The organism is Paenibacillus sp. J22P218 (genome assembly GCF_056269195.1).
In genome coordinates, this window is record NZ_JBWDNL010000001.1 from 1,692,475 (window position 1) to 1,717,293 (window position 24,819).

The window sequence follows — 24,819 nt, forward strand, 5'->3', positions numbered from 1 at the left end:
AGCAGGGTAGGAAGGAGGTATTTCAATGTCTGATTTGGGCGCGTTGCTTCGCAAAGCGAGGGAGCAGCGAGGGTTGTCGTTGGATGATATTCAAGAGACTACGAAGATTCGTAAACGGTATTTGGAAGCGATTGAAAGCGGAGATCATAGCATTCTGCCAGGCAGCTTCTACGTAAGGGCATTCGTGAAAAACTACTCCGAAGCGGTCGGGCTTGATCCCGACGAAGTGCTGCGGCTCTATCAGCATGAGGTGCCTGCAGCCCAGAAGGAACAATCCGCGGAACCGATTCCTGTACGGGCGCCTCGCAGAGTGAAGTCGCAATCGTCGGAGCGTATGGGGAAAATCGGCTTTAACGTAATGATGTGGTGTTTTCTAATCCTTATTTTTGTTGTGGTGTGGATGTTTGTCATTAATCGTGACCCTAATCCGGCAGACAAGCTCGATCAGAAGACGCCGATTACCGATGCTTCGCAGCCTCCAACGGACAATAATGAAGGAAACGGCACAAGCACGGACAATCCGGTGCCATCTGCAACACCGGAACCGACTCAGGTTCCGACGACGGTTACTTTCGCGAGTAAAGTCGGCAAAGCGGATAAATATGATATCGGTCCTGAGGGAACGCATAAGTTGGAGATTAAGGTTAGCGGCGGCAAGAGCTGGCTCGAGATTCGCGTAGGCGGCGCAGGTGGCGAAAAGCTGTATTCGGCCAATGCGGATGACGGGACGGTTGAGACGCACGATCTAACGCAAACTTTGTATGTGAATGTCGGCCGGGCTGACCTCACGGAAATTACGGTTGACGGCGTGCCTGTTCCTGACGGCGACCGTGCCGGATCGAAGAAGCTGCTCATTAATCCGATCGTATCAGCGGGACAGCCGACCGATACGAGCGATACAGGAGAAACTGGCGGAGCGGGCAACGAGCCGGACTCCGTAACATCTGAATAGAAGTACGAGAGGAGAGATTGTGGTTGAGTTCAGAAAGTTCATTTGACATTGTATCAAAGGTTGATATGGCGGAGCTTGTTAATGCGATATCGCAAGCCGAGAAAGAGATCGAGACGAGGTTCGACTTCAAGGGCAGCAAGAGCAGTATCGCGCTCGAGAAAGAAGAGCTTGTTATCGGATCCGATGATGATTATAAGCTGAAAGCAGTTATTGACATCTTGTTGTCCAAGATGGTTAAGCGCGGCGTCCCGATCAAAAATATGGATTACGGCAAAATCGAAGGCGCCTCGGCCGGTACGGTCCGCCAAAAGATTAAGTTAAGACAAGGCATCGAGCAGGATGTCGCCAAAAAAATCAATATTTTGATTCGCGATTCGAAGCTTAAAGTAAAAAGCCAAATTCAAGGCGATCAAATTCGGGTGACGGGCAAGAGCCGCGACGATCTTCAAGCGGTTATGGCGCTTTTGCGCGGAGCGGAATTGCCGATTGAGCTGCAATTCATGAATTATCGATAACTTTGCATCTAGAGCTGCACAATGTTACATAGCCGCCTTGAGCCTCGCTTTGTCGATCGTTCGCAAAGCGGGGTTTTGCAGTTTTTTTACATACTATCAGATGCAAGAAACTGCATTGGCTGTTTTTGACACATAGAAAACCATGTATTATACTTGAACTCGAAGTATTTGAAAGCTGCATGAAATTGGTTCGATCCATAAGGTACGTGTTACGCACACCTATGAGTTTGACATGTCCGGGGAGGTAATTGCATGAATCTGGCGAACCGCATAACGCTTGCCAGAATTTTTTTGGTACCAGTTATTATGTTGTTTTTGCTTATGAAAGTTGATCTAGGGTCGCTAACAATAGCCGACTTCACCATTACATACAATCAAATCGTTGCGGCGCTTATTTTCATAGTGGCGGCGAGCACGGATGGTCTTGATGGTTATATTGCCCGCAAGAACAAGATCGTCACCAATCTAGGCAAGCTGCTCGATCCGCTCGCAGACAAGCTGCTTGTGGCAGCCGTACTTATCTCGCTCGTTGAAATGGACAAGTTGAGCGCATTGATTGCGATCATTATCATTAGCCGTGAATTTGCCGTGACGGGCTTGCGTCAAGTCGCTTTGCTCGAAGGTTCGGTAATGGCGGCCAGCAAATGGGGCAAATGGAAGACAGCCATTCAGATTACGATGATTATTGCGCTGCTTATTAACAACTTCCCATTCGCCTTCATCGATTTTCCATTCGATGTCATTGCGAGCTGGATAGCAGCAGCGATAACGGTATACTCTGGCGTTGATTACTTCGTGAAGAATAAGAAATTAATTCCCGTAGAATAGCCGATAAGCATCTTTCCGATTAAAGGAAGGGTGCTTTTGCATATAGTAGGATATTAGAACGCTCACGCATGTAGCAAAGGAGAGGCTGCGGATGAAGGCAGAAATTATTGCGGTCGGCACAGAACTGCTGCTTGGCCAAATTGTAAATACGAATGCGCAGTATTTATCGCAAAAGCTTGCTTCGCTTGGCATCGACGTATATTATCAAACGGTCGTTGGCGACAATGCCGCAAGATTAAGGAAAGCAATCGAAATTGGACGCGCGCGCGCAGATCTGCTTGTCTTCACAGGGGGACTTGGTCCGACGCTAGACGATCTGACGAAGGATGTGCTGGCCGACTACTTGGGAAGAGGACTATATCTCCACTCCTCATCCATGGAGCGCATTGAGCAGCTGTTCGGTTCACGGGGATTGCATATGGTCGAGAGCAACCGCCGCCAAGCGAATATGATCGAGGGCAGCGATGCGATTGACAATAGCGCCGGCCTTGCGGTCGGCAATGGTCTGGACGTAGACGGTACGCTCTATTTGCTGCTGCCTGGCCCTCCTAAAGAGATGAAACCGATGATTGATGGTCCTGGCGAGGCGTGGCTTCGAACGAAGCTGATTGATGAGCAGCCGCTATATTCGCGCCAGCTAAAGTTCGCGGGCATTGGCGAGTCGAATCTCGAAGCGAAGCTTATCGACCTCATTGAGGCGCAAAGCGATCCGACTATCGCCCCTTATGCGAAGGAAGGCGAAGTGGCGGTACGCGTGTCCACGAAGGCGGCAACGCTTGCTGAAGCAGAGCGGAAGATCGACGATATCGTCGATCAGATTAAAGCTAGAATCGGAGAGCATTTGTATGCGCAGGATGACATCCCGCTGGAGGAGGCTATCGTACAGCTCCTGAGAGGCTCGCGGCGCAAGCTGGCAAGCGCGGAGAGCTGTAGCGGGGGATTGTTCGCGGAGCTCGTTACGAACGTTCCTGGCAGCAGTGGCGAGTTCGTGGGGGGTGTCGTAACCTATACGAACGAGATGAAACATCGGCTGCTCGGCATTCCGATGTCGCAGCTCGAAGGAGACGGCGCTCCCGGGGCGATCAGCGAGTCGACAGCCGCTCTCATGGCTGAGCGCGTCAGACAGTTAGCCGATGCCGACTTCGGCGTCTCGCTGACCGGCGTTGCAGGACCTTCCGAGTCGGAGGGCAAGCCGGTTGGCCTTGTTTACTTCGCGATCGCGGAGCGGGGCAAGGACACGCTCGTGCACACGACGAACCTAAGCGGAGATCGGGCGATGATACGCTTAAGAGCGGTGAAAGCTGCGATGTACCGGCTCTGGCAGGCTCTTCGGGAGAAGTGATCGGGTACGGGTTGTAACGAGGAAGCTAAGTAGCCGATCTTTTTTACTGGCAAACACTGATGCTGAAAAAAAGCTTGTCTTTTGTCGAAGGCAGATCTATAATCGGAAGTAGTTATCGGAAGAACCGTGGCGAAGAATACTTTGCTGCGGTTTTTTTATTGTCCTCTGGCATGCGCATCTAGAAAAAAAGCGAATGTATGTTCGAAAAAAATGCTTGGCAAGCAGTCATAAGTAAGGTATCATACAATTATAAACGATGAAGGATGTGAGTTTCTTGTCGGACCGTCGCGCTGCGTTAGAGATGGCTTTACGCCAAATCGAGAAACAATTTGGTAAGGGTTCTATCATGAAATTAGGTGAATCTACACACATGCAAGTAGAGACCGTTCCTAGCGGTTCGCTTGCTCTAGATATTGCGCTTGGAATCGGGGGCTTACCTCGTGGTCGTGTTATTGAAGTATATGGACCGGAATCGTCCGGTAAGACGACAGTTGCTCTTCATGCTATTGCAGAAGTACAACGTATTGGCGGACAAGCTGCATTCATCGATGCGGAGCATGCACTTGATCCGCTCTATGCTAGCAAGCTCGGTGTTAACATTGATGAGCTGTTGCTCTCCCAGCCGGATACAGGCGAGCAAGCACTCGAGATCGCTGAAGCGCTTGTACGTAGCGGCGCAGTTGACGTTATCGTCATTGACTCCGTTGCCGCACTTGTTCCAAAGGCTGAGATCGAAGGCGACATGGGCGATTCGCACGTTGGTCTTCAGGCACGTTTGATGTCGCAAGCGCTACGTAAGCTGTCCGGCGCGATTTCGAAGTCGAAAACGATTGCGATCTTCATTAACCAACTTCGTGAGAAGGTTGGCGTTATGTTCGGCAATCCGGAGACAACGCCGGGCGGACGCGCACTGAAGTTCTACTCCAGCGTACGTCTTGATGTACGCCGCGTTGAAACGCTTAAGCAAGGTAATGATATGGTCGGTAACCGTACGCGTATCAAGGTCGTGAAGAACAAAGTTGCACCTCCGTTCAAGCAAGCAGAGATCGATATTATGTACGGAGAGGGCATCTCGAAGGAAGGCTCATTGATCGATATCGGCGTTGAGATGGATATCGTTCAGAAGAGCGGTGCTTGGTTCTCTTATGAAGGCGAGCGTCTTGGACAAGGCCGCGAGAACGCGAAGCAATATTTGAAGGACCATAAGGACATTTCTGCTGTCATCGAGAAGAAGATTCGTGATGAGAGCAATCTATCGGCTACGGCGCAGCAAGCGAACTTTAACCAAGAGCCGCAAGAAGAAGACGAATTCGAAGATCTGGAATAGAGCTGCAACAGGCAGTATGAACTTATAGCTAATGTCGCTTCGCCGTCCCGTAAGGGGCGGCGAAGCTTCGTTTAAAAGCGACTTAACCGCCTAACGGCAGTAACGTCAGCTTGTCGGGAGGTCGTCAGCACAGTGGTTGAGCAGCATTCGGATGAAGATGGATGGATGATTATATCCGTTAAGCAAGACAAGAAGGAACGACGGAGATACCAGCTGTTCGCAGGATCAGAGGAGCCGTTATTAAGCGTTCATGAGGATATCCTAATAAAGTTCAGTCTTATGAAGGGCCGATTGCTTTCCGAGTCGGAGCTGGAAGAGATAAGAACGGAGGACGAGCGATATCGCGCTTATGCATTGGCGGTTTATTACTTGGGCTCAAAGCCGAGGACGAGAAAGCAGATCGAGCAGTATTTATTAAGGAAGCAATTCGAGGAAATGAATATTCGTTATGCGCTCGACCGTTTAGAAAGCGAGCATATTGTGGATGATGAACAATATGCGCTTCAATTCGCCGCTCAGCGGTTGAAGAGCGGTCTAAAAGGCAGGCATTGGATTAAGCAGGAGCTGCAGCAGCATGGCATCTCGCAAGAGCTGGCCGGAGAAGCGCTGCGTACGCTGAATGGAGAAGCGGAGTTAGCATCCGCAACTGCAGCTGCTGGAAAGAAATGGCGTTCTCTCAAAGGCACGCCGAAGGAAAGAAAACAGAAGCTGATTGTCTTTTTGCTGAGGCGCGGATTCCCGAGCGACATCGCTAGAGAAGCCGTGAAGTCAGTTGATAGTGATGAAGATGAGGATGCTTTCGACATGGATGAGGAGTACTAAAGGAAGCTGTAAGCCGTTTTCGCTTGACAATTGATTTTACGAAACGATAAAATGAGGATGTATTCCTTCTATTTGAATCAATTTTCCTTCCAAAAGTTGATTCGAAACGATTATTTTCGTCAAAATGGTAGATGAGAAACGGTTTGGAAACCGATTGAAAACCTAATATCATCCCAAGCGAAAGCTTGGTGTGCAACAAGGAGGTGAACAAGATGCATTATGCAATTTGGATCTTGATCTGTCTCTTTGTTGGCGCAATATTCTTTGTGATTGGTTATTTTATTCGAAAGTCGATTGCAGAGGCTAAAATTTCGAGTGCCGAGCAAGCCGCAGTCCAAATCGTGGAAAACGCGAAGAAGGAAGCGGAGGCACAGAAAAAGGAAACCGTACTTGAGGCAAAAGACGAAGTCCACAAGCTCCGTTCGGAAGCCGAGAGAGACATTCGTGAACGACGCAATGAGGCTCAACGTCAAGAACGACGTTTGCTCCAAAAAGAGGAGTCGTTGGATAAGAAAATAGAAGCGCTAGAACGCAAAGAAGAATCTGTAGCCAACAAAGAGAAGCGGATCGAAGAAACGCAGGAGCAGATCGACTCCATTTATAAGCAGCAGCTCAGTGAACTTGAGCGTATATCGAGTCTGACGATGGAAGATGCGAAATCAATTATTTTGTCGAATGTTGAACAGGAAGTACGACATGAGACAGCACAAATGATTAAAGAGATCGAGCAGCAAGCGAAGGAAGAAGCGGACAAAAAAGCGCGCGACATTATTTCCCTAGCTATTCAACGCTGTGCGGCGGATCATGTGGCAGAGACGACGGTATCTGTCGTAACATTGCCTAATGAAGAGATGAAAGGCCGCATTATCGGGCGCGAAGGCCGCAATATCCGTGCTTTGGAAACATTGACCGGTATCGATCTCATCATCGACGATACACCGGAAGCGGTCATTTTGTCTGGATTTGACCCGATTAGACGTGAAATTGCTCGTACATCTTTGGAGAAACTTGTGGCTGACGGACGCATTCACCCTGCCCGTATCGAAGAGATGGTCGAGAAATCCCGCAAAGAAGTGGATGAGCGTATCCGTGAATACGGAGAGCAAGCTACTTTCGAGGTTGGGGTGCATGGCTTGCATCCAGATCTAATCAAGATTCTGGGCCGATTGAAATATCGGACGAGCTATGGTCAGAACGTATTGAAGCACTCCATGGAGGTTGCTTACCTGACGGGTCTGATGGCTGCCGAGCTAGGCGAGGATATTACGCTCGCGAAGCGCGCAGGCTTGCTGCATGACATCGGGAAAGCGCTTGACCACGAAGTGGAAGGCTCACACGTTGAGATTGGCGTAGAGCTTGCTAAGAAATACAAGGAGCATCCTGTTGTTATTAACAGTATCGCTTCCCATCACGGCGATTGCGAGGCAACTTCCGTTATCGCAATGCTCGTTGGAGCGGCTGATGCTTTGTCGGCTGCGCGTCCTGGAGCGCGTCGTGAAACGCTTGAGACGTACATCAAGCGACTGGAGAAGCTTGAAGATATCTCCGAGTCGTTCGAAGGCGTAGAGAAGTCGTACGCGATTCAAGCTGGTCGTGAAGTGCGCGTTATGGTACAGCCAGAGAAGATCGATGATACGGAAGCGTTCCGACTTGCACGCGACATTACGAAGAAAATCGAGAGCGAACTCGATTATCCGGGGCATATTAAAGTCACCGTTATTCGTGAGACAAGAGCGGTCGAATACGCGAAATAAACAACGAACCACATATGCAATACCGAAAAGTGGCTGCTCGTCAGCCACTTTTCTGCATATAGCGTACAAATAGAAGGAAGTGGATTAGAAGTGAGCACGAACGTATTATTCATCGGCGATATTGTAGGCAATGTAGGAAGAAGCGCACTTAAGCGGGTATTGCCCGCGCTGAAAAGCAAATATAATCCGCATATTATTATTGTGAATGGCGAGAATGCAGCCGCCGGCAGAGGCATTACGGCGAACATAGCGAAGGAATTTTTCGAATGGGGTGTCCACGGCATTACGATGGGCAACCATACGTGGGATAATAAAGATATATTCGAATGGATCGACGATGAGCCAAGACTCGTACGTCCGGCTAATTTCCATGAGAGTGCGCCTGGTCAAGGCATGGCTATCATTAAAGCGGGCGGCAAGCAGCTGGCGATCATTAATTTGCAAGGAAAAACGTTCCTGCCGCCGATCGATTGTCCGTTCGCCAAGGCGGATGAGCTGGTAGAGCAAGCAAGCCAGAAGACAAACAACATATTAGTTGATTTTCATGCGGAAGCGACCTCCGAGAAAATCGCTATGGGCTGGCATTTGGACGGGAGAGCTTCGATTGTTGTCGGCACTCATACCCATGTACAAACGAATGACGATACGATATTGCCCGGCGGCACGGCTTACTTAACCGACGTAGGCATGGTTGGACCAAAAGAAGGCGTTTTAGGTATGGAACGCAACGCAGTCCTTCATAAATTTATTACCCAAATGCCTGTTCGTTTTGTCGTTGACGAGGGCAAATGGCATTTGCATGCCGTATCCGTTCAGCTAGACGATGCGACGGGAAAGGCGACGAAAATGCAAAAAATTCGATTGACCGAGGACGAATGGCTGCTTATGTAAGGCTCAAAATCTTTGAAAAGTGCGACTATTCAGAATAGCTCGTAAAGTGTGACGAATAAAGCAGGAATTTTTTAACCTCCCTCGAATACTATTTAAAAGTGGAATCCATCCAACATTCCCAGGGGAGGTACTTTTCATGGATGTATTAAAAGTTTCAGCAAAGTCCAATCCAAATTCCGTTGCAGGCGCATTGGCTGGTGTTCTCAGAGAGCGCGGCGGCGCTGAATTGCAGGCTATCGGCGCAGGGGCGCTCAATCAAGCGATCAAAGCAGTAGCTATCGCACGCGGGTTCGTCGCTCCCAGCGGGGTAGATCTCATCTGCATACCGGCTTTTACAGACATCGTTATTGACGGCGAGGATCGAACGGCTATTAAGCTGATCGTGGAACCACGATAATAACGAAATAGTAAAGCGGCGGCGGAATGTCTGGATGACCGATCAAATCGTTCGCCTGTTTACGTCGTAGACAGGTTTTTTTGACGTATAGGAAGGTATATGATTTTGCTCATACTTTCTCTATACGTTTCGACGAAACGATGGCGTCATAGAAAAGGACGCTGTCAGGCGTTTCTTCTTAAATGCATAGGATTATTCATATTGTCCCTATAAGTGAGGTGCTTCATGAAAGTTGTCGATTTCCATTGTGACGTGCTCTGCAAGCTGCTGGAAGACGAGCTGTTGACCTTTCAAAGCAGCAAGTCAGGTGCACTCGATGTTACATATGAAAGGCTGCAGGCAGCAGGCACGGTACTTCAGACGTTTGCGATATACATACCGAGGGCAATAAGCGGAAGACTGGAACCGATTCTGGAAAGCATTGATCGATTTCATGAGCAGGTGCTGACATGCGAGAATATGGTGTGGGTACAATCCGCCAGCGATCTGGAGACTTGTCTGGCAACGGGCAAAATCGGAGCGCTGCTCTCGCTTGAGGGAGTGGACGGCCTGCAAGGGAATATGTCCATGCTGCGCACCTTGCATAGGCTCGGCGTTCGGGCGGCCGGCATGACATGGAATAATGCGAATTGGGCAGCGGATGGCGTGATGGAGCCGCGAGGCGGCGGATTGACAGGCCTCGGGCGTCAATTCGTTGATGAATGCGATAAATGGGGAATCCTACTGGATGTATCTCATTTATCCGAACAAGCCTTTTGGGATACCGCGGAGCGGACGAAAAGGCCGATTATCGCTTCGCATTCGAATGCAAAGACGATATGCAACCACCCGCGCAACTTGTCTGATGACCAGATTAAGCGGATTATCGAGAAAGACGGCATGCTTGGCATAACATTCGTTCCCTATTTCGTATCGCATGCGGAGCGGGTAACGATCGACGACGTTGTGCGGCATATTGAACATATGTGCGAGCTGGGCGGAGAGCGATCGATCATGTTGGGTTCGGATTTTGACGGAATCGATGCCTATGTCGAAGGACTAACTCATCCGGGAGAGCTCGTTAATCTAAAGGAAACGCTGCTAAAGCGTTATACGGAACAGCAGACGGAGCGGTTTTTCAGCGGAAATGCGATCGATTTTTTGCTGAAGCAGCTGCCTTAACCAAATATACATCTACGATCTAATTGCGGTATTGATTTCATCTAAACAAACTATCGTTCCCTATAAGCGTTTACATCTTGCATTTTGGCACTTTGACCTTTAAAATTGTTGTGACTGTTATAAGAAGATACACATTTATCGCTAGATCATGTCGATATACGTTTCATTTTAAAAATATAAGAAAGTATAAATTTGCTGTTTATACTTTCTTATATTTCAACGCGAAACGTTAGCTGTTGCCGCCAAAGGACGGCGACAGTCGTTTACGCTTGGGCAAGCCGGATCCGTATTTTTCGATTTTACGATGGAATAAACATGATGTCGTCAGAGGGCGGCGACGATCGTTCACGCATGCCATTTTAGAACGTGCTGAAATGGCTACAAAGAGGAGATGGGCGTTTTGATCAGTCAATTGTCTTGGAAGATCGGGGGCCAACAAGGGGAAGGCGTCGAAAGTACAGATCGGATCTTTTCCACGGCGCTCAACCGATTGGGCTATTATTTATACGGATATCGCCATTTCTCTTCAAGGATTAAAGGCGGACATACGAACAACAAAATTCGCATTAGTACAACACCGATTCGAGCGATTTCGGACGACTTGGATATATTGGTTGCATTCGACCAAGAAAGTATCGACCTGAACGCGGTAGAGCTTCGTCCAGGCGGAGTTGTGGTAGCGGATGCAAAGTTCAAACCAACGATTCCGGAAGGTATCGATGCAAGATTATTCGCGGTACCGATTACGGCAATGGCCGAGGAGCTCGGCACTTCCTTAATGAAGAACATGGTTGCTTCAGGCGCTTCATGGGCGTTGCTCGGGTTGCCGCTCGAAGTATTCAATAAGGCGGTAGAAGAGGAGTTCGGCCGCAAGGGCGCAGCCATCGTCGAAAAAAATATTGAAGCGGTTAAGCGCGGTGCCGAGTTCGTTCTTGCGGAAGCTGGCGGACCGATAGATGCATTCAAGCTGGATGAAGCAGACGGCAAGCAAAAGCTGTTCATGATCGGTAATGAAGCGATTGGCCTAGGCTCGATTGCGGCAGGCTGCCGACTCATGTCGGCCTATCCGATTACACCGGCATCGGAAATTATGGAGTATTTAATTAAGAAGCTGCCTAAGTTCGGCGGTACGGTCGTGCAAACGGAGGATGAGATCGCAGCGGTTACGATGGCGATCGGCGCCAACTATGCCGGCGTTCGCACAATGACGGCATCCGCTGGCCCTGGCCTCGCGCTTATGATGGAAGCAATCGGTCTCGCAGGCATGACAGAGACGCCGCTAGTCATTGTCAACACGCAGCGCGGCGGCCCGTCTACCGGTTTGCCGACGAAGCAAGAGCAATCGGACTTGAACGCGATGGTGTACGGAACGCACGGTGAAATTCCTAAGGTCGTTATTGCGCCAGCCTCGATCGAGGACTGCTTCTACGATACGATTGAAGCGTTCAACGTCGCTGAACAATATCAAGTGCCGGTCATTCTAATGACCGACCTTCAATTATCTTTAGGCAAGCAATCCTGTGAGCAGCTTGATTACAGCAAAATCGAAATCAAACGAGGAAAGCTCACCGTCGATACGCCTGCACTCGAGGGGCCAGAGCTGTTCAAGCGCTACGAGCTTACAGAAGACGGCGTCTCGCCGCGCGTCCTGCCAGGCGAGAAAGGCGGCTTGCACCATGTAACGGGCGTCGAGCATGATGAGGTCGGCCGTCCATCCGAGAGCGCGGTCAACCGCCGCAAGATGATGGATAAGCGCCTTAACAAGCTCAATAATATGTACATTCGTGATGCGATTCGTGTGGATGCCCCGCATCAATCGCCTGATCTGCTCATTATCGGCATGGGCTCGACAGGCGGCACAATTGATGAAGCTAGGATGTCGCTTGCGAGCGATAGCGTGACGACGAATCATATTACGATTCGCCAAATCCATCCGTTCCCAACGCAACTGCTGCTGCCGCACCTGCAAAGCGCGAAAAAAGTGGTCGTTATCGAGAACAATGCGACGGGACAGCTTGCATCACAAATAAAAATGCACGCCGGCTTCGCTGAGAAGATCGAGAGCCTGCTCAAATATGACGGCAATCCATTCCTGCCCGCACAGATTTACAAAGCCTGTAAGGAGCTGATCGAAGATGGCAACATTCAAAGAGTTTAGAAATAATGTTAAGCCGAACTGGTGTCCAGGCTGCGGCGACTTCTCGATCCAAGCTGCCATTCAGCGCGCAGCTGCCAATGTCGGATTGGAGCCGGAGGAGCTGGCTGTCATATCCGGTATCGGCTGCTCGGGACGTATATCCGGCTACATTAACGCATACGGCTTCCATGGCATTCATGGCCGCGCGCTTCCAATTGCACAAGGCGTGAAGCTTGCTAACCGCGAGCTGACGGTTATTGCTTCTGGCGGTGACGGGGACGGCTTCGCAATTGGCATGGGCCATACCGTTCATGCGATCCGCCGCAACTTGAACGTCACGTATATCGTAATGGACAACCAAATCTATGGTTTGACCAAAGGTCAAACGTCGCCGCGAAGCGCGGAAGGGTTCAAAACAAAATCGACGCCTGAGGGCTCGATTGAAACGACGCTTTCGCCGCTTGAGATTGCGATGTCAGCCGGCGCTACATTCGTCGCGCAGTCGTTCTCCAGCGATCTGAAGCAGTTGACGAGCTTGATCGAGCAAGGCATTAAGCATGAAGGCTTCTCGCTAATCAACGTGTTCAGCCCATGCGTAACGTTCAACAAAATCAACACCTACGACTGGTTCAAAGAAAATATCGTTAACTTGGAGCAATTCCCGGAATACGATCCGGCGAATCGTGTTGCAGCGATGAATAAGATTATGGAAACGAACGGTATGCTAACCGGTCTTATCTATCAGAATACGACTCGCAAGTCGTACGAAGATATGATTACAGGCTTTAAGCAGGAAGCGTTGGCGAAACAAGATATGATGATTACGCAGGATGAGTTCCAAAAGCTTGTCTCAGAATTTAAATAAATGGTATGATGAGCATACGGTCTGCGGGCCGTATGCTTATTTTTTGCAATAAAACGAATCTAATTATTAAAGATCAGGGAGTGTGACGATATGATACATAAGCAAGTGCCAATCGGCGTATCTGCCAGACATATCCACCTATCCGAGGAGCATGTCGAAGCATTGTTCGGCTCTGGATATACATTAACGGAAATGAAGCCATTGTCTCAGCCAGGTCAGTATGCGGCCAATGAAACGGTTGCGGTGATTGGACCGAAGGGACAATTCGAGAAGGTGCGTATTCTCGGGCCGGTAAGAAAGCGGACGCAGCTTGAAGTATCGCGCACAGACGCCTTCGCCTTAGGCGTGAAGCCGCCAGTCCGCGAGTCTGGTGATATTGCCGGATCAGCAGGCATCAAGCTTCAAGGGCCTGCAGGAGAAGTGACGATTGAAGAAGGCGTTATCGTAGCTGCCAGACATATTCACTTCCATTCGAGCGATGCGGAACGCTGGAATATCGAGGACAAGCAGAGGCTGCGCGTTCGTGTCGGCGGTGATCGAGGCGTCGTATTCGAGAACGTCATTGCCCGCGTATCGGATGAATTCGCTCTCGATATGCATATCGATACGGATGAAGCGAATGCGGCTGGCATTGCAAATGGCGATAGCGGGGAAATCATCGAATAGATTTCTGTCATAGAGATGTACTAGCCATTTGAATGGATTTCTTACAATCAAAAAGCTGGGAATAAGACGATATCAGCGTTTGATTGGATTTTGTGCAGTCAAATGAACCGTGGAAGGCTGCTTATGGCTAAAATGCTGGATATTACTGTAGGTTTTCCAATCAAACGTCACTTAGTAAGCGATTTGGCTTCATTAGCCTGTACGTTATACAGGCAAAACATAAGAAAAGAAGCTGCTTCCCGCGCGAGCGGAGAGCAGCTTCTTCTGTTTTTAGACGTATTTAGTGACCCATCATCATCGTTACATCTGGTTTATCACTTGGATTCTCGCCCGCTTGCAGCTTCGGCTTGCGAAGCAGGATGGAGAATAGAATGCCAAGGATGCCGATGCAGCCTAAGACGAGGAATGTATCCGCATAAGCGGAGTAGAATACATCCGGTCCTGGATTCGAAGCCAAATGATGCTCAGCACGGCTCGCAAGCAGTGTAGAAAGTCCGGCCACAGCGAACGAGGTCATAACTTGTTGAGCAGCAGCCGTCAGCGACGTAACGCGGCTAACAAGCTCCTTCGGAGCGGATTGGATGATATGCGTATTAAGCGGCATCATCGACAAGCCCATGCCAGCACCGATCAAAGCAAGCGGAATCATCAGCGTGATCAGAGTCGTGTCAGCCGATAATTGCGTGAGTAAAAATGTAGCGATCGTAATGATAATCAAACCGGAAAAAACAACAGGACGTGCGCCGAGCTTGTCGTAGAGCTTTCCGCCGATCGGCATGAATAAGCCCGCCGCGAGCGCCTGAGGAAGCAGAATAAGGCCGGTCGTGAAGGCGGAATATTCTTTGACCACTTGCAGATAGACCGGAATAAGGAAGATCGTACCGAACAAAGCAATCTGCACAATCCATTGAAGCACAACTCCGCGTGTGAAGTTGCTTGATTTGAATACCCGCAGCTCAAGCAGCGGTTCACTGCGTCTAAGCTCTACGGTGATGAAAATAATAAGCGCGACTACGCCTACGATAATGCCGATAAGCGCCTCGGGCGAGGTCCAGCCGCTGCCAGCGCCGCCTTCTCCGCCGCCGGCCGAGCTAACGCCGTATGCAAGAGAAGCGAAAGCGAGCGGTGCGAAGATCATGCCTAAGTAGTCAAGTGCCGGAACTTTCTGACGTTCAATGCGAGGCAATGTACGAAGTCCGATAATGACAGCGATGATGCCGATCGGGAGATTAATCAGGAAGATCCAATGCCATGTAGCATAATCAACGAGCCAGCCTGCAACGACCGGACCAAGAGCAGGAGCGAGCAGCATCGGGATACCGATCATGCCCATAACAGCGCCTTGCTTGCCCGGAGGGCTAAGCCTGTAAGTAAAGGCCATTGCGATTGGCGCTACCATACCGCCGCCGAGACCTTGAATAATGCGGAACACGATTAGCTGCTCTGCCGTTGTAGCAAGTGCGCATAAAGCGGAACCGAGTGTGAACATGATGATTGACAGCAGGAAAATCTGTTTCGCGCCGAAGCGGTCAGACAGCCAGCCTGCCAGTGGGATAACGGCTGATTGGGCAAGCGCGTATCCGGTAATGGTCCATTGAACGAGCGTCATGGAGCTTTGGAAGTCGTCCATAAGCCCTTTCAGAGCAACGTTCATTGCCGTGCCGTCCAGTATAACCATGAACATGCCGACAATAATTGCGAGCAGGGGAGCGATAATACTCTTCATCGAGAATTCAGCGCCATCCTGCTGCGGCTTGATTGAAGCAGAAGCCATTATTATTTCCTCCTATCCTTCTATTGCGGTATGCCGGTTCTCCATGCGTTGACCTGCAACCATGTACAGGATACAATGAGAACGACTACTGCATTTATATAGCGGACAATTGTCCGCACTATAGAATCATAATGAGGATAGTATTAATTGTCAATCCTTTAACGTTAAAATAATTGAAGGAGAAATGTGCAATGACGGCAGCAGACAGCGGCAGAACAAAACAAGAGTTGAGCGCAGCAATTCTGCAGACGGCCCATCACTTGTTTAACGTGCACGGAGTTGAATGCGTCAGCATGCATCAAATCGCCAAATCAGCAGGAATCGGACAAGGCACGCTTTATCGGCGTTATGCCAACAAAGGCGACTTGTGCATGGATGTGATGAAGGACAGCTTCGAGCGTTTCAGCGAAGATATTGAACAACAATTAAAAGCAATGGAAGATCGTACCGTGCAGGATCGATTATATAACGTCGTTTGCAACGTTATTCAATTCCTGGAAACGAAATCGCGGTTTCTCGGCGTTATGCATGCTTCTCAATTAAACGACGTGCAGAAAACCGATTTTTTCGAGTCGCCGCCTTATCATTTTATCCATGGCGCAATTTGCAGCCTGTTGAAGGAAGCAGCCGAGCATGAACTCGCGTATTCCATTGATCCAAGTTATGTGGCGCATTCCTACATATCGGTGATGTCGCCGCATACTCACATGCATCTTCGAACGAGATGCGGATATTCGCTGGCCGAAGTGCAAGAGCAATTTCGACTTACGCATATAGCTCCGTTGTTCAAATAGAGCATCTTAGCGTTATAATCCATCGGCAGGGCATGGATATATGTACCGCTAACTGGTATAATACTGAATTGGACTATATGTGCCGGAAACTATTTATGTATCTATAAGGAAGTGAGAAGGCCTTGGCTGCCGATCGTACTCAAGAGGACAAGAACAAGAGTAATGTCCAAACGAAGGACTACTCCAAGTATTTTGATTTCAGCGATGCGAAAGTGATCGATCAAGATGATAGCTCAACTACTTACCGGATCAAAGGTAGAATTATAAACATAAATTCGGCGCCCAGCCACAAGGACGAGAAGAAGCGCGGCAAAGAGGACATCGAGGTTCATTACGATTTCTCCATTCCTGAAGAGCTGCAGACACTTGGCTTAGGCAAGCATTATTTGATCCAGACGTACGGTTGCCAAATGAACGAGCATGACACCGAGGTTATGAAGGGCATGTTCGAGCAGATGGGCTACACGGCAACGGAGGATCGACAGCAGGCTGATGTCATACTGCTCAATACTTGTGCGATCCGCGAAAATGCGGAGGATAAAGTGTTCGGCGAGCTCGGACACTTGAAGACGTTGAAGCTGGAGAAGCCCGATCTGCTGCTCGGCGTATGCGGTTGCATGTCGCAGGAGGAGTCGGTCGTCGGTCGAATTTTGCAAAAGCATGCGTTTGTCGATATGATATTCGGAACGCATAATATTCATCGATTGCCGCATTTGCTGCAAAACGCATATTTCAGTAAAGAAATGGTCGTCGAGGTATGGTCCAAAGAAGGCGACATTATAGAGAATATGCCGAAGAAGCGGGAAGGCATGCGCGCGTGGGTTAATATTATGTACGGCTGCGACAAGTTCTGTACGTATTGCATCGTTCCCTACACACGCGGCAAGGAACGCAGCAGAAGGCCAGAGGATGTTATCGTCGAGATGCGCGAGCTTGCAAGGCAAGGCTTCAAGGAGATTACGCTGCTTGGCCAAAATGTGAATGCATACGGAAAAGACTTCGAAGACATCAACTATCGCTTTGGCGATCTGATGCAGGATATGTCCAAGATTGACATACCACGTATTCGCTTCATGACAAGCCATCCTCGCGACTTCGACGATCATCTGATCGAGGTTCTGGAGGGGCGCGGCAACTTAGTCGAGCATATCCATCTGCCTGTTCAGTCTGGCAGTACGGAGACGTTGAAGCGAATGAGCCGCAAGTACACGCGCGAGGCTTACTTGGAGCTGGTCGGCAAGATTAAGCGAGCGATACCGGACGTTTCACTGACGACCGATATTATAGTCGGTTTCCCAGGCGAGACGGACGAGCAGTTCGATGATACATTATCGCTAGTGGAAGAGGTAGGCTTCGACTCCGCTTACACATTCCTTTATTCACCGCGTGAAGGGACGCCTGCTGCCGTGATGGAGGACAATGTTCCTCTTGCCGTTAAGAAGGAACGATTGCAGCGGCTGAATGCGCTTCTCGGAGCGATATTCCGAGAGAAGAACGAGCAGCTTCTCGGACAGATCGTAGAAGTGCTGGTCGAAGGCGAGAGCAAAAATAATGCAAACGTCCTATCAGGACGCACCCGCACGAATAAGCTCGTTCACTTGGAAGGACCGAAGGAATGGATCGGACAGTTCATTCACGCGAAAGTAACGGATGCGCAAACCTGGTATATCAAGGCTGAAGCGCTTGAAACACATACACAAGAAGCAGTTAGTTAATGACGATACAGGAGAGATGTTAAATGGCAAACCAACAGACCCAACAGACAGCGGCAAACAAAACGGATCAGCACGGTCACGATCATCATCATGAGCACGGCGAGTTCTGCAGTAACCATGAGATTCCGTCGTTCAATACTCGCGACCTCATCGTGAAAGAAGATATTATGGCCAAAGCGAAAGAACTGGCAAGCGTCATCTATAGCTCGGAGGAAGTGCAGCATTACCGTCGCGCCGAGAAGCAAATTAATAACAATGAGCGCGTTCAAGTGCTCATTAATCAGATCAAGAAGAAGCAGAAGGAAGTTGTCGCGTTCGAGACGACGTTCAAAAACGCCGATATGGTGAAGAAGATCGAGGCCGAAATGGAGACGCTGCAGGACGAACTGGACGGCATTCCGATCGTAACCGAGTTCCAACAAAGCCAAACGGACATCAACTACTTGCTGCAGCTCGTCGTATCGATTATCCGCGATACCGTTTCGGAGAAAATCAATGTAGAGGATGCTTCACCGTCTGAAGATCCAGAGGAATGCATGTAAGACTAATTGTGAATCGGAGAAACCCTCGCGTAATTGCGTTGGGTTTCTTTTTTGTTTAGCGACAAGCTGTTTTGGGCAGGGTTGAATATCGAAAAATAGGGGCGTATACTGGGTAGATATCAGATCGGGAAGGGAGAGATGGGATATGACGGTTGGTAAAATGCTGCGTAATGTTTTTTTAGGTCTTATATTTGGTGTATTAGCAATTGGACTTATGCCTTTTTTGATCGTATTTAATTGGGCGGAAATGCTCAATCTAGCCGAGATCGAAACCTCGCCGCTCCTTATGCTTTTGGGTCGTTTTATCGGGCCGGCCAAGCGTAGCGTCAATTCAGACGATCTTAAGCAACGATCCGATCAATGACCGATTTCGTTTTGTCTATTCATATCATACATGACCCGGAGAAGTAGCCTTATTGAAGGCTCTTCTGCCGGATCTTTTTTTATACATCCATTACATCAAGAAGTTCGAATGATCGATTCTCGTATGGACTTGAACTTCGAAATCGGCCAATCCGTAACGATGCTCCATCCAGTCGGATTTCATTGCTTTCCACTGCTTCGGATGACTGCGGTGAATTCTTTCGCCAATGCCCAGCAAGTCGACTTTCTGTTTCTGCGTGTATTGAAAGAATTTCCGGATGTCTTGCTCGATAATGGTATTGAGCTGGCCTTCCCACACATGGATCGTATCCGGCGTTATATCCATTCCTTTGCAGGTTAGATTAGTAATGGTCAAATCGGCATTAATCATGATCGATACGCGCGATTCCAAACTTGCATTAATGTTAACGTTCGTTTTTGCTTTGCTCATTATATTTTCTAACGTGACATGCCCGCCGTCATCGCAAGTAATGCTTTCAATTGTGCCTTCCATCAGATTGCTAGCTCGAAGATAGGCTTTCGTTAAGGACGGCGACAGCTTGCCCGACAATCGATCGCCGTGAAAAGCATACATCCCCGACGCTTTCAAAATGGATTTATCTTCATCAGCTGCTTGATTAGTCGGATAAAGGAGCGGAATCGCTATATCCTTGAATTCGTTCATGTAATCCCGATAAGCCATTAGAAGCGTTGTTTTCGAAGTCTGACCGGTAGATTTGCCGCCTTCGATCAAACCCTGGAACACTTGCGAATTAATGGTCGCGCTTGGAGAGGACATTTGCAAAATTTCAAACGCGTTCCCTTCCGTTATAAATAACAATGCCGTATTGCGAAATTGGCGCAAGCGTCGGATGGCTTCGATCTGCGGCATAATGCCTTGCTCGGCGACCGCCTTGCTAAACAAAATGCTGGATGCATGTCCCCACAGAAGCATCCGGTCCGATTTATTTCTCATATGGCGAGCCGCTTCGAATAGGCTTTCACCTTCCTGCGACAAATAAAATTTATCATTTTGCATGCCTTTCGGCTGTTGTCCGCTAGGCGTTATTTTCGAAATTTCGGCGGTCAGCTTTATGTTATGTTTGTCCCCCTTGTCAATCGCGACGGAATGCACGATATGAATTTCGTTCAGCTCCGCGCTACCCGCGCAGCCGGCGGTAATTGACAGAGTGATAAGGGCAAGAATAAGGGACGCGCGGACTCTGCTCATCTTTTTGCCCCGTTTCGGTAACGAAGACGACGTAAGGGGTGAAATAGAGAAGGACGTTTACTGTTGAAAGTACTCGGCCTTCGGATCGCGATATCTCCGAGTAATTCGAAATCGAAAGGAGCCGCCGGCGACAAGTAAGGCACGCCGAACGATCGCAAAGAGGACAAATACGTCATGAGCATAATAACCCCGGCTACGATGCCGACATAACCCATTAATGAAGCCAGCAGCGTCATTCCGAATTGAATCATTCGGATGACATAATTGATTGCAGTGGACGGAAGCGTGAACGTAGCTATGCCGGTAAGCGCAGCGACAATAACCATAATAGGAGACACGATACCCGCTTGCACAGCGGCTTGGCCAAGGATTAAGGCGCCGACAATGCTGACAGCTTGGCCTACCTGCTTAGGCATCCGAACGCCTGCTTCGCGCATGATTTCGAAGGCGATCATCATCGAGAAACTTTCGACAACGGCAGGAAAAGGAACCGGTTCCTTCGCGGAAGCGATGCTCTGGAGAAGCGGCGTCGGCACAAGCTCATGGTGAAACGTTACAGTTGCAACATAGAAACCAGGCAACAGCATGCCTATGACGGCACACAGCAGCCGCATGATGCGGATGCTTGAACCAATGTAGTAATTCCAGGCATAATCTTCGCTTACTTGGAACGCTTGCAGGAAAACGAACGGCAGCATCATCACGAAAGGCGAGCCTTGCAAAACAATTGCGATCCGGCCTTCAAGCAAGCCTCCGACGACTCTATCCGGTCTTTCGGTTGACTCGATCAACGGCAGCAATGTTCCTTGGTTATCGACGATCCACTCTTCAATGGTATTGTCTCCCGGGACGAGGTCTCCCGGAATTTCATCCAGCCGCCGATGCACCTCCTTCAACAGAGAAGGGTTCGTCACGCCGCCTATCGATACGACGGCCAAGCCTAATTTCGTAATGATCCCGGTAGAACGGTATTCGACCATCAGATCGGGAGAAGGGCAATGATAGCGGATTAAGGCGAGGTTGTTGCGATATGATTCGGTAAAGCCGCTGCGCGACCCTTTGACCGAAGCTTCGCTAACGGGCTCTTCCACATTGCGGAGTTGCACATCAAGCGTGTCATAGGCAATGCCAAGCTGTTTGTTGTGAAACAAGAGTACGGTCCGTCCCAGAGCCAATTCCGTTGCTGTCTCCTCAATTTTATGCAGCTTGTATTTGCTTGACAACATCCGTTGCAGAGATGAAGAGGTGTTATCGCATATGGACAACTCAAGTTCACGAAGCTTCGTTTCGTCGGCAAGCCCCTTCAAATAGCAGACGGTAATATTTTCTTGCTCGCCTTTGGCGGCTTGATAGTCAATAATGACCAAGTCTTCCGTATGGCGCATTCTCTCTGTCAGCCGTTTTTTGTTTATTTCCGGGGACGAAGACAACAATTGATCATCCGCTTCCATAGGGTTTATCCTCCGATGACGTTTGGTGTTTAATTGCCGCCCCGACGAGCAGCAGTACAGGGAGCACGAGCTGGAAAAGAACAAAATACCATGCTTGCTTGTCGTAAAAGCTGCTCATCTCGATCAAGCCCCACACTTTATACTTCGAGCTGATAACGATACCTATCGCCATCGGTACTATGAACAACCGTGGGTTGCTAAGCCTGAAGCATTCGCTCAACGCTTGCAAGGACGACCAAAAATAAACGGTTATTTTCACGAACGAGCTCATGACCCAAATGGCGATCAAAATGGCGTCAAGTCTTTCAATATTTCGGAACAATTGAATGTTTTGAATCAGGCTGATGATGGGATACGTAAAACTGCTCGTCGCCTTCCCCCCGAATACAACACTGCAGCCAATGACTGCCATCATCAGAAATATGCCCGATATAACGACTCCGGCTACCGCGTATTGAACGGTCTGTTTTGAACGTTTCACGTGATTCAGAACCATCGATATGAACATAAGATCGCCAAACCAAGAGACGACCACGATTGTACCTTTCAGCGGCTGCAAAAAGCCGTTCTCCAGCACCGGTAGCAAATAGTCAAAGTGGTACTCTTTGATCAACAGCAAATAAATGACTAGAAAGGTTATGATCGTGATCAAAAAAATCATAAACGCGACTCTTGAAATGACCTCCAATCCATGAAAGACGGCATAGGCACACATGATTATGCCAATGAGGAGATACCAATTTTGCGGAATCATCGGGTTCAAGGCAATGACGAAAAACTGGGCGAACTCTCGAAGCACCCAAGACGACACATCCATAAAGTAAAGGATGAAAATAACCGCCAATAGTCCGCCTACCGGGCGTCCGAGCACATACATGCAAATAGCTATAAGGCTTTTGTCCGGGTACAGCTTATTCAGTTGCAGGAAAACCAGCAGGTTCAATGCTCCGCCCAAGATGCCGATAAGGACTAAAAACCATGCATCTCGGTTCGCATAATGCGATAAGGAAGACGGCGCATAAAGGCTTGAAGTACCTACGGTCGAAATGACGATTAATGCCATTAATTGTTGGTTCGAAATCATCATGCGACGCATCATAGTTAATAATTTCCTCTCTTTAATAAACTAAGTCTGTCCCCGAAGCTGTAAATTATTCGCATGCCTAACGTCATAATAGGGGCATAATGGAAAGACGAAGGAGGGAACTCGAATGAAAGGATATTTGATAGCGATGATTATCATTGCAGCTTGGTTTATTGCGCTGCTCCGCTATTTGCCCGGTAATGAGAATTACATAAGCGAAGCCAGATTTCCATGGACCTTCGTCTATATTGACGCCCTAACCTTTATCCCTCCAATGGTTTTGTTAGTAGTGGCAGACGTTCTATACCGGAGAAGACAGAAACAAAATAAAGTAGGATCAAGTGAAAATAGAGATTGAAACAACCGCATCTTGAGGATAGCGGTTGTTTTTTTGCATGCGGAGTGTAACTTTTTGGGAGCTGATACGTGTATAGGATGTCAGCGGCGGAAGGGAGGCGGCGAAACCGAACAATCAACTGGACGAACTTTACAAGCAATATATGCAGGATGTCCATCGCTACTTGTTATATCTCACTGGCGACCATTACGCGGCCGAGGACTTGCTGCAAGAGACGTTCTACCGCGCTTACCTATATCTAGAAAGCTACGATGGCGAAAGGGTGAAGCCCTGGCTGCTGCGCGTTGCTCACAACGCTTTCATTGATTACAAGCGTAAGGAAAAGCGAAGCAAGCCATTTGCATCTATCTTCTTCCGAAACATACGCGCGCCGGCCAAGCACTCGCCGGAGTCTGTTCTGCTGAGACGCGAAGAACTTGGCGAGCTTGGTCTAGCCGTCGCCGGCTTACCCGAGAATCAGAGACAAGCGGTGCTGCTCTACGATTACCAAGGCTTGAGCTATCAGGATGCAGCGGACATTATGGATATAGGATTAGCTAATTTCAAAGTGGTGCTCTTCAGAGCGAGGCAGCAGCTTCGCAAGCTGCGCGAGAGGGGAGAAGACGATGAGCGATGATTTCAAACAGCAATTGAAAGCGTATAGAGAAGGGAAGCTAAGCCAGGAGGAGCGGGAAGAGCTTGAAGCGGAGTTAACGAAGCTGGAGCTTTATCAATCGCATCTCGATGAACTGCTCGAAGAGGAACAGCGGGATACGATAAGAGAAGCAGGTTCGTTGCAGTTAAATCCGAAACGGGCGAAGGAGCTTATTCGCCGAGGCAAATGGCGTGCAAGGTCTTGGAGCATAGGCGGCGTAATCGGGATCGTGCTTGCGGCTATGATCGTTAATTCGATTCTGACTTCGATTTATTACGGCTTAGGGAAACCGGAAAAACGTAATTTGTATGCCGATGTTATTGAATCGGCCATAGCCGTGACTATTCCTAATATGAGAATAAGTCTAAACAGTAGTCCCTCCTCTGTGTTAGGCATTAAGTATTATGGCGACTTGCTGAAGCAAGTAGGCGACGAGCGTGTCTACATGGGCGATCTGAATACAACGATGTTTCTTGGATGGCCGAGGTTAATTGATCAGAACGATAACAAAAATTCGTCAAACCGATATACCCCTTTTTATTTGCCAGACGAAAGTTACGAAGAATATGGTACTCCCGGCTCTTCAAAGCTAAGTTCGCTGCCGGAGGGAACGGTCGCTGAAGTGTATGTTTCTTTTGATCGGATGTATTCGACGGATGAAGCGTTAAAGTTGTTCGAAGGCAAGGATATGGAACCGGTGTGGCTTGCTGTGTATACAGGCGAGGCGGGAGAGGAAGGGACTGATGCGGTGAGACATCCCGTTGGCTTCCCTACGATGCCAATGTGGCATGAAGAAGACGGTTACACGACGGTGTATAAAAACGGATCGACAACCTCTTATCCTAGTGTAGAAACATACGGAAGCGGAGATGTTCGGAATGGAAATTTCGTCAATACGCTTCGTTTGCTGAGCAAGCATAAGGCAATAACCAATTATTATACGCACTTCTTTGATACAGATCAGGTGCTTGATTATGTCGAAGAGAACGGGGTTGCCATTTATGGAATGGTCGTTACTGGCCCAACGAAGGAACTGCTCAAGTTGAAGGACGCGCCATTCGTTCGCTATTTGCATGTTGGGGAAGCAAAGTTATGGAACTGGGATGAGCGGCTTTAACCTGTTGTTCCCTACAATGTCTGTAATAAGAAAAGCTGTCTGATCATTAAGATCCAATCGGATCGAAGAATGATCAGACAGCTTGTTTTTATTGGAGCT

At 48.9% G+C, this 24,819-nt stretch carries 24 protein-coding genes; 20 read left to right on the forward strand and 4 right to left on the reverse strand.

The window, feature by feature from the left end; all coding sequences use genetic code 11:
* Nucleotides 1–25: 25 nt before the first annotated feature.
* The 13 genes from AC0YN0_RS07120 to pduL all read left to right on the forward strand — a co-directional run bounded on the left by AC0YN0_RS07120 (nucleotide 26) and on the right by pduL (nucleotide 13,657).
* A complete protein-coding gene (locus tag AC0YN0_RS07120; RefSeq protein WP_442050890.1) occupies nucleotides 26–952 on the forward strand; it encodes a helix-turn-helix domain-containing protein in 927 nt (308 codons plus the stop codon).
* Between the two features lie 23 nt (nucleotides 953–975).
* Nucleotides 976–1,467, forward strand: a complete 492-nt coding sequence (locus tag AC0YN0_RS07125; protein ID WP_442050889.1) for a YajQ family cyclic di-GMP-binding protein — start codon at nucleotides 976–978, stop codon at nucleotides 1,465–1,467.
* A 252-nt stretch (nucleotides 1,468–1,719) separates the two neighbouring features.
* Nucleotides 1,720–2,295 carry a CDP-diacylglycerol--glycerol-3-phosphate 3-phosphatidyltransferase gene (gene pgsA / locus AC0YN0_RS07130; protein WP_337102994.1) on the forward strand — a complete coding sequence of 192 codons (576 nt, stop codon included), beginning with the start codon at nucleotides 1,720–1,722 and terminating at the stop codon, nucleotides 2,293–2,295.
* Nucleotides 2,296–2,386: 91 nt separating this feature from the next.
* Nucleotides 2,387–3,637, forward strand: a complete 1,251-nt coding sequence (locus AC0YN0_RS07135; RefSeq protein ID WP_475820585.1) for a competence/damage-inducible protein A — start codon at nucleotides 2,387–2,389, stop codon at nucleotides 3,635–3,637.
* Between the two features lie 274 nt (nucleotides 3,638–3,911).
* Nucleotides 3,912–4,964 (forward strand): recombinase RecA, encoded by a 1,053-nt coding sequence (gene recA / locus AC0YN0_RS07140; protein WP_442050887.1) that lies wholly within the window; start codon nucleotides 3,912–3,914, stop codon nucleotides 4,962–4,964.
* A 132-nt stretch (nucleotides 4,965–5,096) separates the two neighbouring features.
* Nucleotides 5,097–5,786, forward strand: a complete 690-nt coding sequence (locus tag AC0YN0_RS07145; protein WP_475820586.1) for a RecX family transcriptional regulator — start codon at nucleotides 5,097–5,099, stop codon at nucleotides 5,784–5,786.
* A gap of 212 nt (nucleotides 5,787–5,998) precedes the next feature.
* Nucleotides 5,999–7,540 carry a ribonuclease Y gene (gene rny, locus AC0YN0_RS07150; RefSeq protein WP_475820587.1) on the forward strand — a complete coding sequence of 514 codons (1,542 nt, stop codon included), beginning with the start codon at nucleotides 5,999–6,001 and terminating at the stop codon, nucleotides 7,538–7,540.
* A 90-nt stretch (nucleotides 7,541–7,630) separates the two neighbouring features.
* On the forward strand, nucleotides 7,631–8,431 hold the full coding sequence (locus AC0YN0_RS07155; RefSeq protein WP_475820588.1) for a TIGR00282 family metallophosphoesterase: 801 nt from the start codon (nucleotides 7,631–7,633) through the stop codon (nucleotides 8,429–8,431).
* Between the two features lie 136 nt (nucleotides 8,432–8,567).
* Nucleotides 8,568–8,828 carry a stage V sporulation protein S gene (locus AC0YN0_RS07160; protein ID WP_006036664.1) on the forward strand — a complete coding sequence of 87 codons (261 nt, stop codon included), beginning with the start codon at nucleotides 8,568–8,570 and terminating at the stop codon, nucleotides 8,826–8,828.
* 225 nt (nucleotides 8,829–9,053) lie between these two features.
* Nucleotides 9,054–9,989: a dipeptidase gene (locus AC0YN0_RS07165; protein WP_475820589.1), complete on the forward strand. Its 936-nt coding sequence runs from the start codon at nucleotides 9,054–9,056 to the stop codon at nucleotides 9,987–9,989.
* A 400-nt stretch (nucleotides 9,990–10,389) separates the two neighbouring features.
* The gene (locus AC0YN0_RS07170; protein ID WP_475820590.1) at nucleotides 10,390–12,147 is read left to right on the forward strand and encodes a 2-oxoacid:acceptor oxidoreductase subunit alpha; all 1,758 of its coding nucleotides are present in this window, start codon (nucleotides 10,390–10,392) and stop codon (nucleotides 12,145–12,147) included.
* The gene (locus AC0YN0_RS07175; protein ID WP_475820591.1) at nucleotides 12,125–12,991 is read left to right on the forward strand and encodes a 2-oxoacid:ferredoxin oxidoreductase subunit beta; all 867 of its coding nucleotides are present in this window, start codon (nucleotides 12,125–12,127) and stop codon (nucleotides 12,989–12,991) included. Before AC0YN0_RS07170 ends, AC0YN0_RS07175 begins: the two co-directional genes overlap by 23 nt.
* Nucleotides 12,992–13,084: 93 nt before the next feature.
* The gene (gene pduL, locus AC0YN0_RS07180) at nucleotides 13,085–13,657 is read left to right on the forward strand and encodes a phosphate propanoyltransferase (RefSeq protein WP_475820916.1); all 573 of its coding nucleotides are present in this window, start codon (nucleotides 13,085–13,087) and stop codon (nucleotides 13,655–13,657) included.
* A 280-nt stretch (nucleotides 13,658–13,937) separates the two neighbouring features.
* Here the strand turns inward: pduL and AC0YN0_RS07185 are convergent, their stop codons facing one another.
* A complete protein-coding gene (locus AC0YN0_RS07185; protein ID WP_475820592.1) occupies nucleotides 13,938–15,431 on the reverse strand; it encodes an MDR family MFS transporter in 1,494 nt (497 codons plus the stop codon).
* Between the two features lie 191 nt (nucleotides 15,432–15,622).
* Here AC0YN0_RS07185 and AC0YN0_RS07190 point away from each other — a divergent pair, with 191 nt between their 5' ends.
* The 4 genes from AC0YN0_RS07190 (at nucleotide 15,623) to AC0YN0_RS07205 (ending at nucleotide 18,846) form a co-directional block, all read left to right on the forward strand.
* Nucleotides 15,623–16,225 (forward strand): TetR/AcrR family transcriptional regulator, encoded by a 603-nt coding sequence (locus AC0YN0_RS07190; protein WP_475820593.1) that lies wholly within the window; start codon nucleotides 15,623–15,625, stop codon nucleotides 16,223–16,225.
* A gap of 122 nt (nucleotides 16,226–16,347) precedes the next feature.
* A complete protein-coding gene (gene miaB, locus AC0YN0_RS07195) occupies nucleotides 16,348–17,940 on the forward strand; it encodes a tRNA (N6-isopentenyl adenosine(37)-C2)-methylthiotransferase MiaB (RefSeq protein WP_475820594.1) in 1,593 nt (530 codons plus the stop codon).
* A gap of 23 nt (nucleotides 17,941–17,963) precedes the next feature.
* Nucleotides 17,964–18,482, forward strand: coding sequence for a YlbF/YmcA family competence regulator (locus AC0YN0_RS07200; RefSeq protein WP_475820595.1), 519 nt, complete (start codon nucleotides 17,964–17,966; stop codon nucleotides 18,480–18,482).
* Between the two features lie 145 nt (nucleotides 18,483–18,627).
* Nucleotides 18,628–18,846: a hypothetical protein gene (locus AC0YN0_RS07205; RefSeq protein ID WP_442050876.1), complete on the forward strand. Its 219-nt coding sequence runs from the start codon at nucleotides 18,628–18,630 to the stop codon at nucleotides 18,844–18,846.
* Nucleotides 18,847–18,936: 90 nt separating this feature from the next.
* On the opposite strand, the gene AC0YN0_RS07210 is transcribed toward AC0YN0_RS07205, so the two are convergent.
* Genes AC0YN0_RS07210 through AC0YN0_RS07220 form a run of 3 tightly spaced genes read right to left on the reverse strand, consistent with a single transcriptional unit; the run spans nucleotide 18,937 to nucleotide 22,626 of the window.
* Nucleotides 18,937–20,076 (reverse strand): Ger(x)C family spore germination protein, encoded by a 1,140-nt coding sequence (locus AC0YN0_RS07210; RefSeq protein ID WP_475820596.1) that lies wholly within the window; start codon nucleotides 20,074–20,076, stop codon nucleotides 18,937–18,939.
* Nucleotides 20,073–21,527: a spore germination protein gene (locus AC0YN0_RS07215; RefSeq protein ID WP_475820597.1), complete on the reverse strand. Its 1,455-nt coding sequence runs from the start codon at nucleotides 21,525–21,527 to the stop codon at nucleotides 20,073–20,075. The genes AC0YN0_RS07210 and AC0YN0_RS07215 overlap by 4 nt, the downstream gene beginning before the upstream one ends.
* Entirely contained in the window at nucleotides 21,514–22,626 is a 1,113-nt protein-coding gene (locus tag AC0YN0_RS07220) for a GerAB/ArcD/ProY family transporter (RefSeq protein ID WP_475820598.1), read from the reverse strand. The genes AC0YN0_RS07215 and AC0YN0_RS07220 overlap by 14 nt, the downstream gene beginning before the upstream one ends.
* Nucleotides 22,627–22,738: 112 nt before the next feature.
* Here AC0YN0_RS07220 and AC0YN0_RS07225 point away from each other — a divergent pair, with 112 nt between their 5' ends.
* The 3 genes from AC0YN0_RS07225 to AC0YN0_RS07235 all read left to right on the forward strand — a co-directional run bounded on the left by AC0YN0_RS07225 (nucleotide 22,739) and on the right by AC0YN0_RS07235 (nucleotide 24,720).
* Complete coding sequence (locus AC0YN0_RS07225; RefSeq protein ID WP_475820599.1) at nucleotides 22,739–22,969, forward strand: hypothetical protein; 231 nt, start codon at nucleotides 22,739–22,741, stop codon at nucleotides 22,967–22,969.
* A 118-nt stretch (nucleotides 22,970–23,087) separates the two neighbouring features.
* A complete protein-coding gene (locus tag AC0YN0_RS07230) occupies nucleotides 23,088–23,585 on the forward strand; it encodes a sigma-70 family RNA polymerase sigma factor (RefSeq protein WP_475820917.1) in 498 nt (165 codons plus the stop codon).
* On the forward strand, nucleotides 23,575–24,720 hold the full coding sequence (locus tag AC0YN0_RS07235; RefSeq protein WP_475820600.1) for an anti-sigma factor: 1,146 nt from the start codon (nucleotides 23,575–23,577) through the stop codon (nucleotides 24,718–24,720). Before AC0YN0_RS07230 ends, AC0YN0_RS07235 begins: the two co-directional genes overlap by 11 nt.
* The last annotated feature ends 99 nt before the right edge of the window (nucleotides 24,721–24,819 follow it).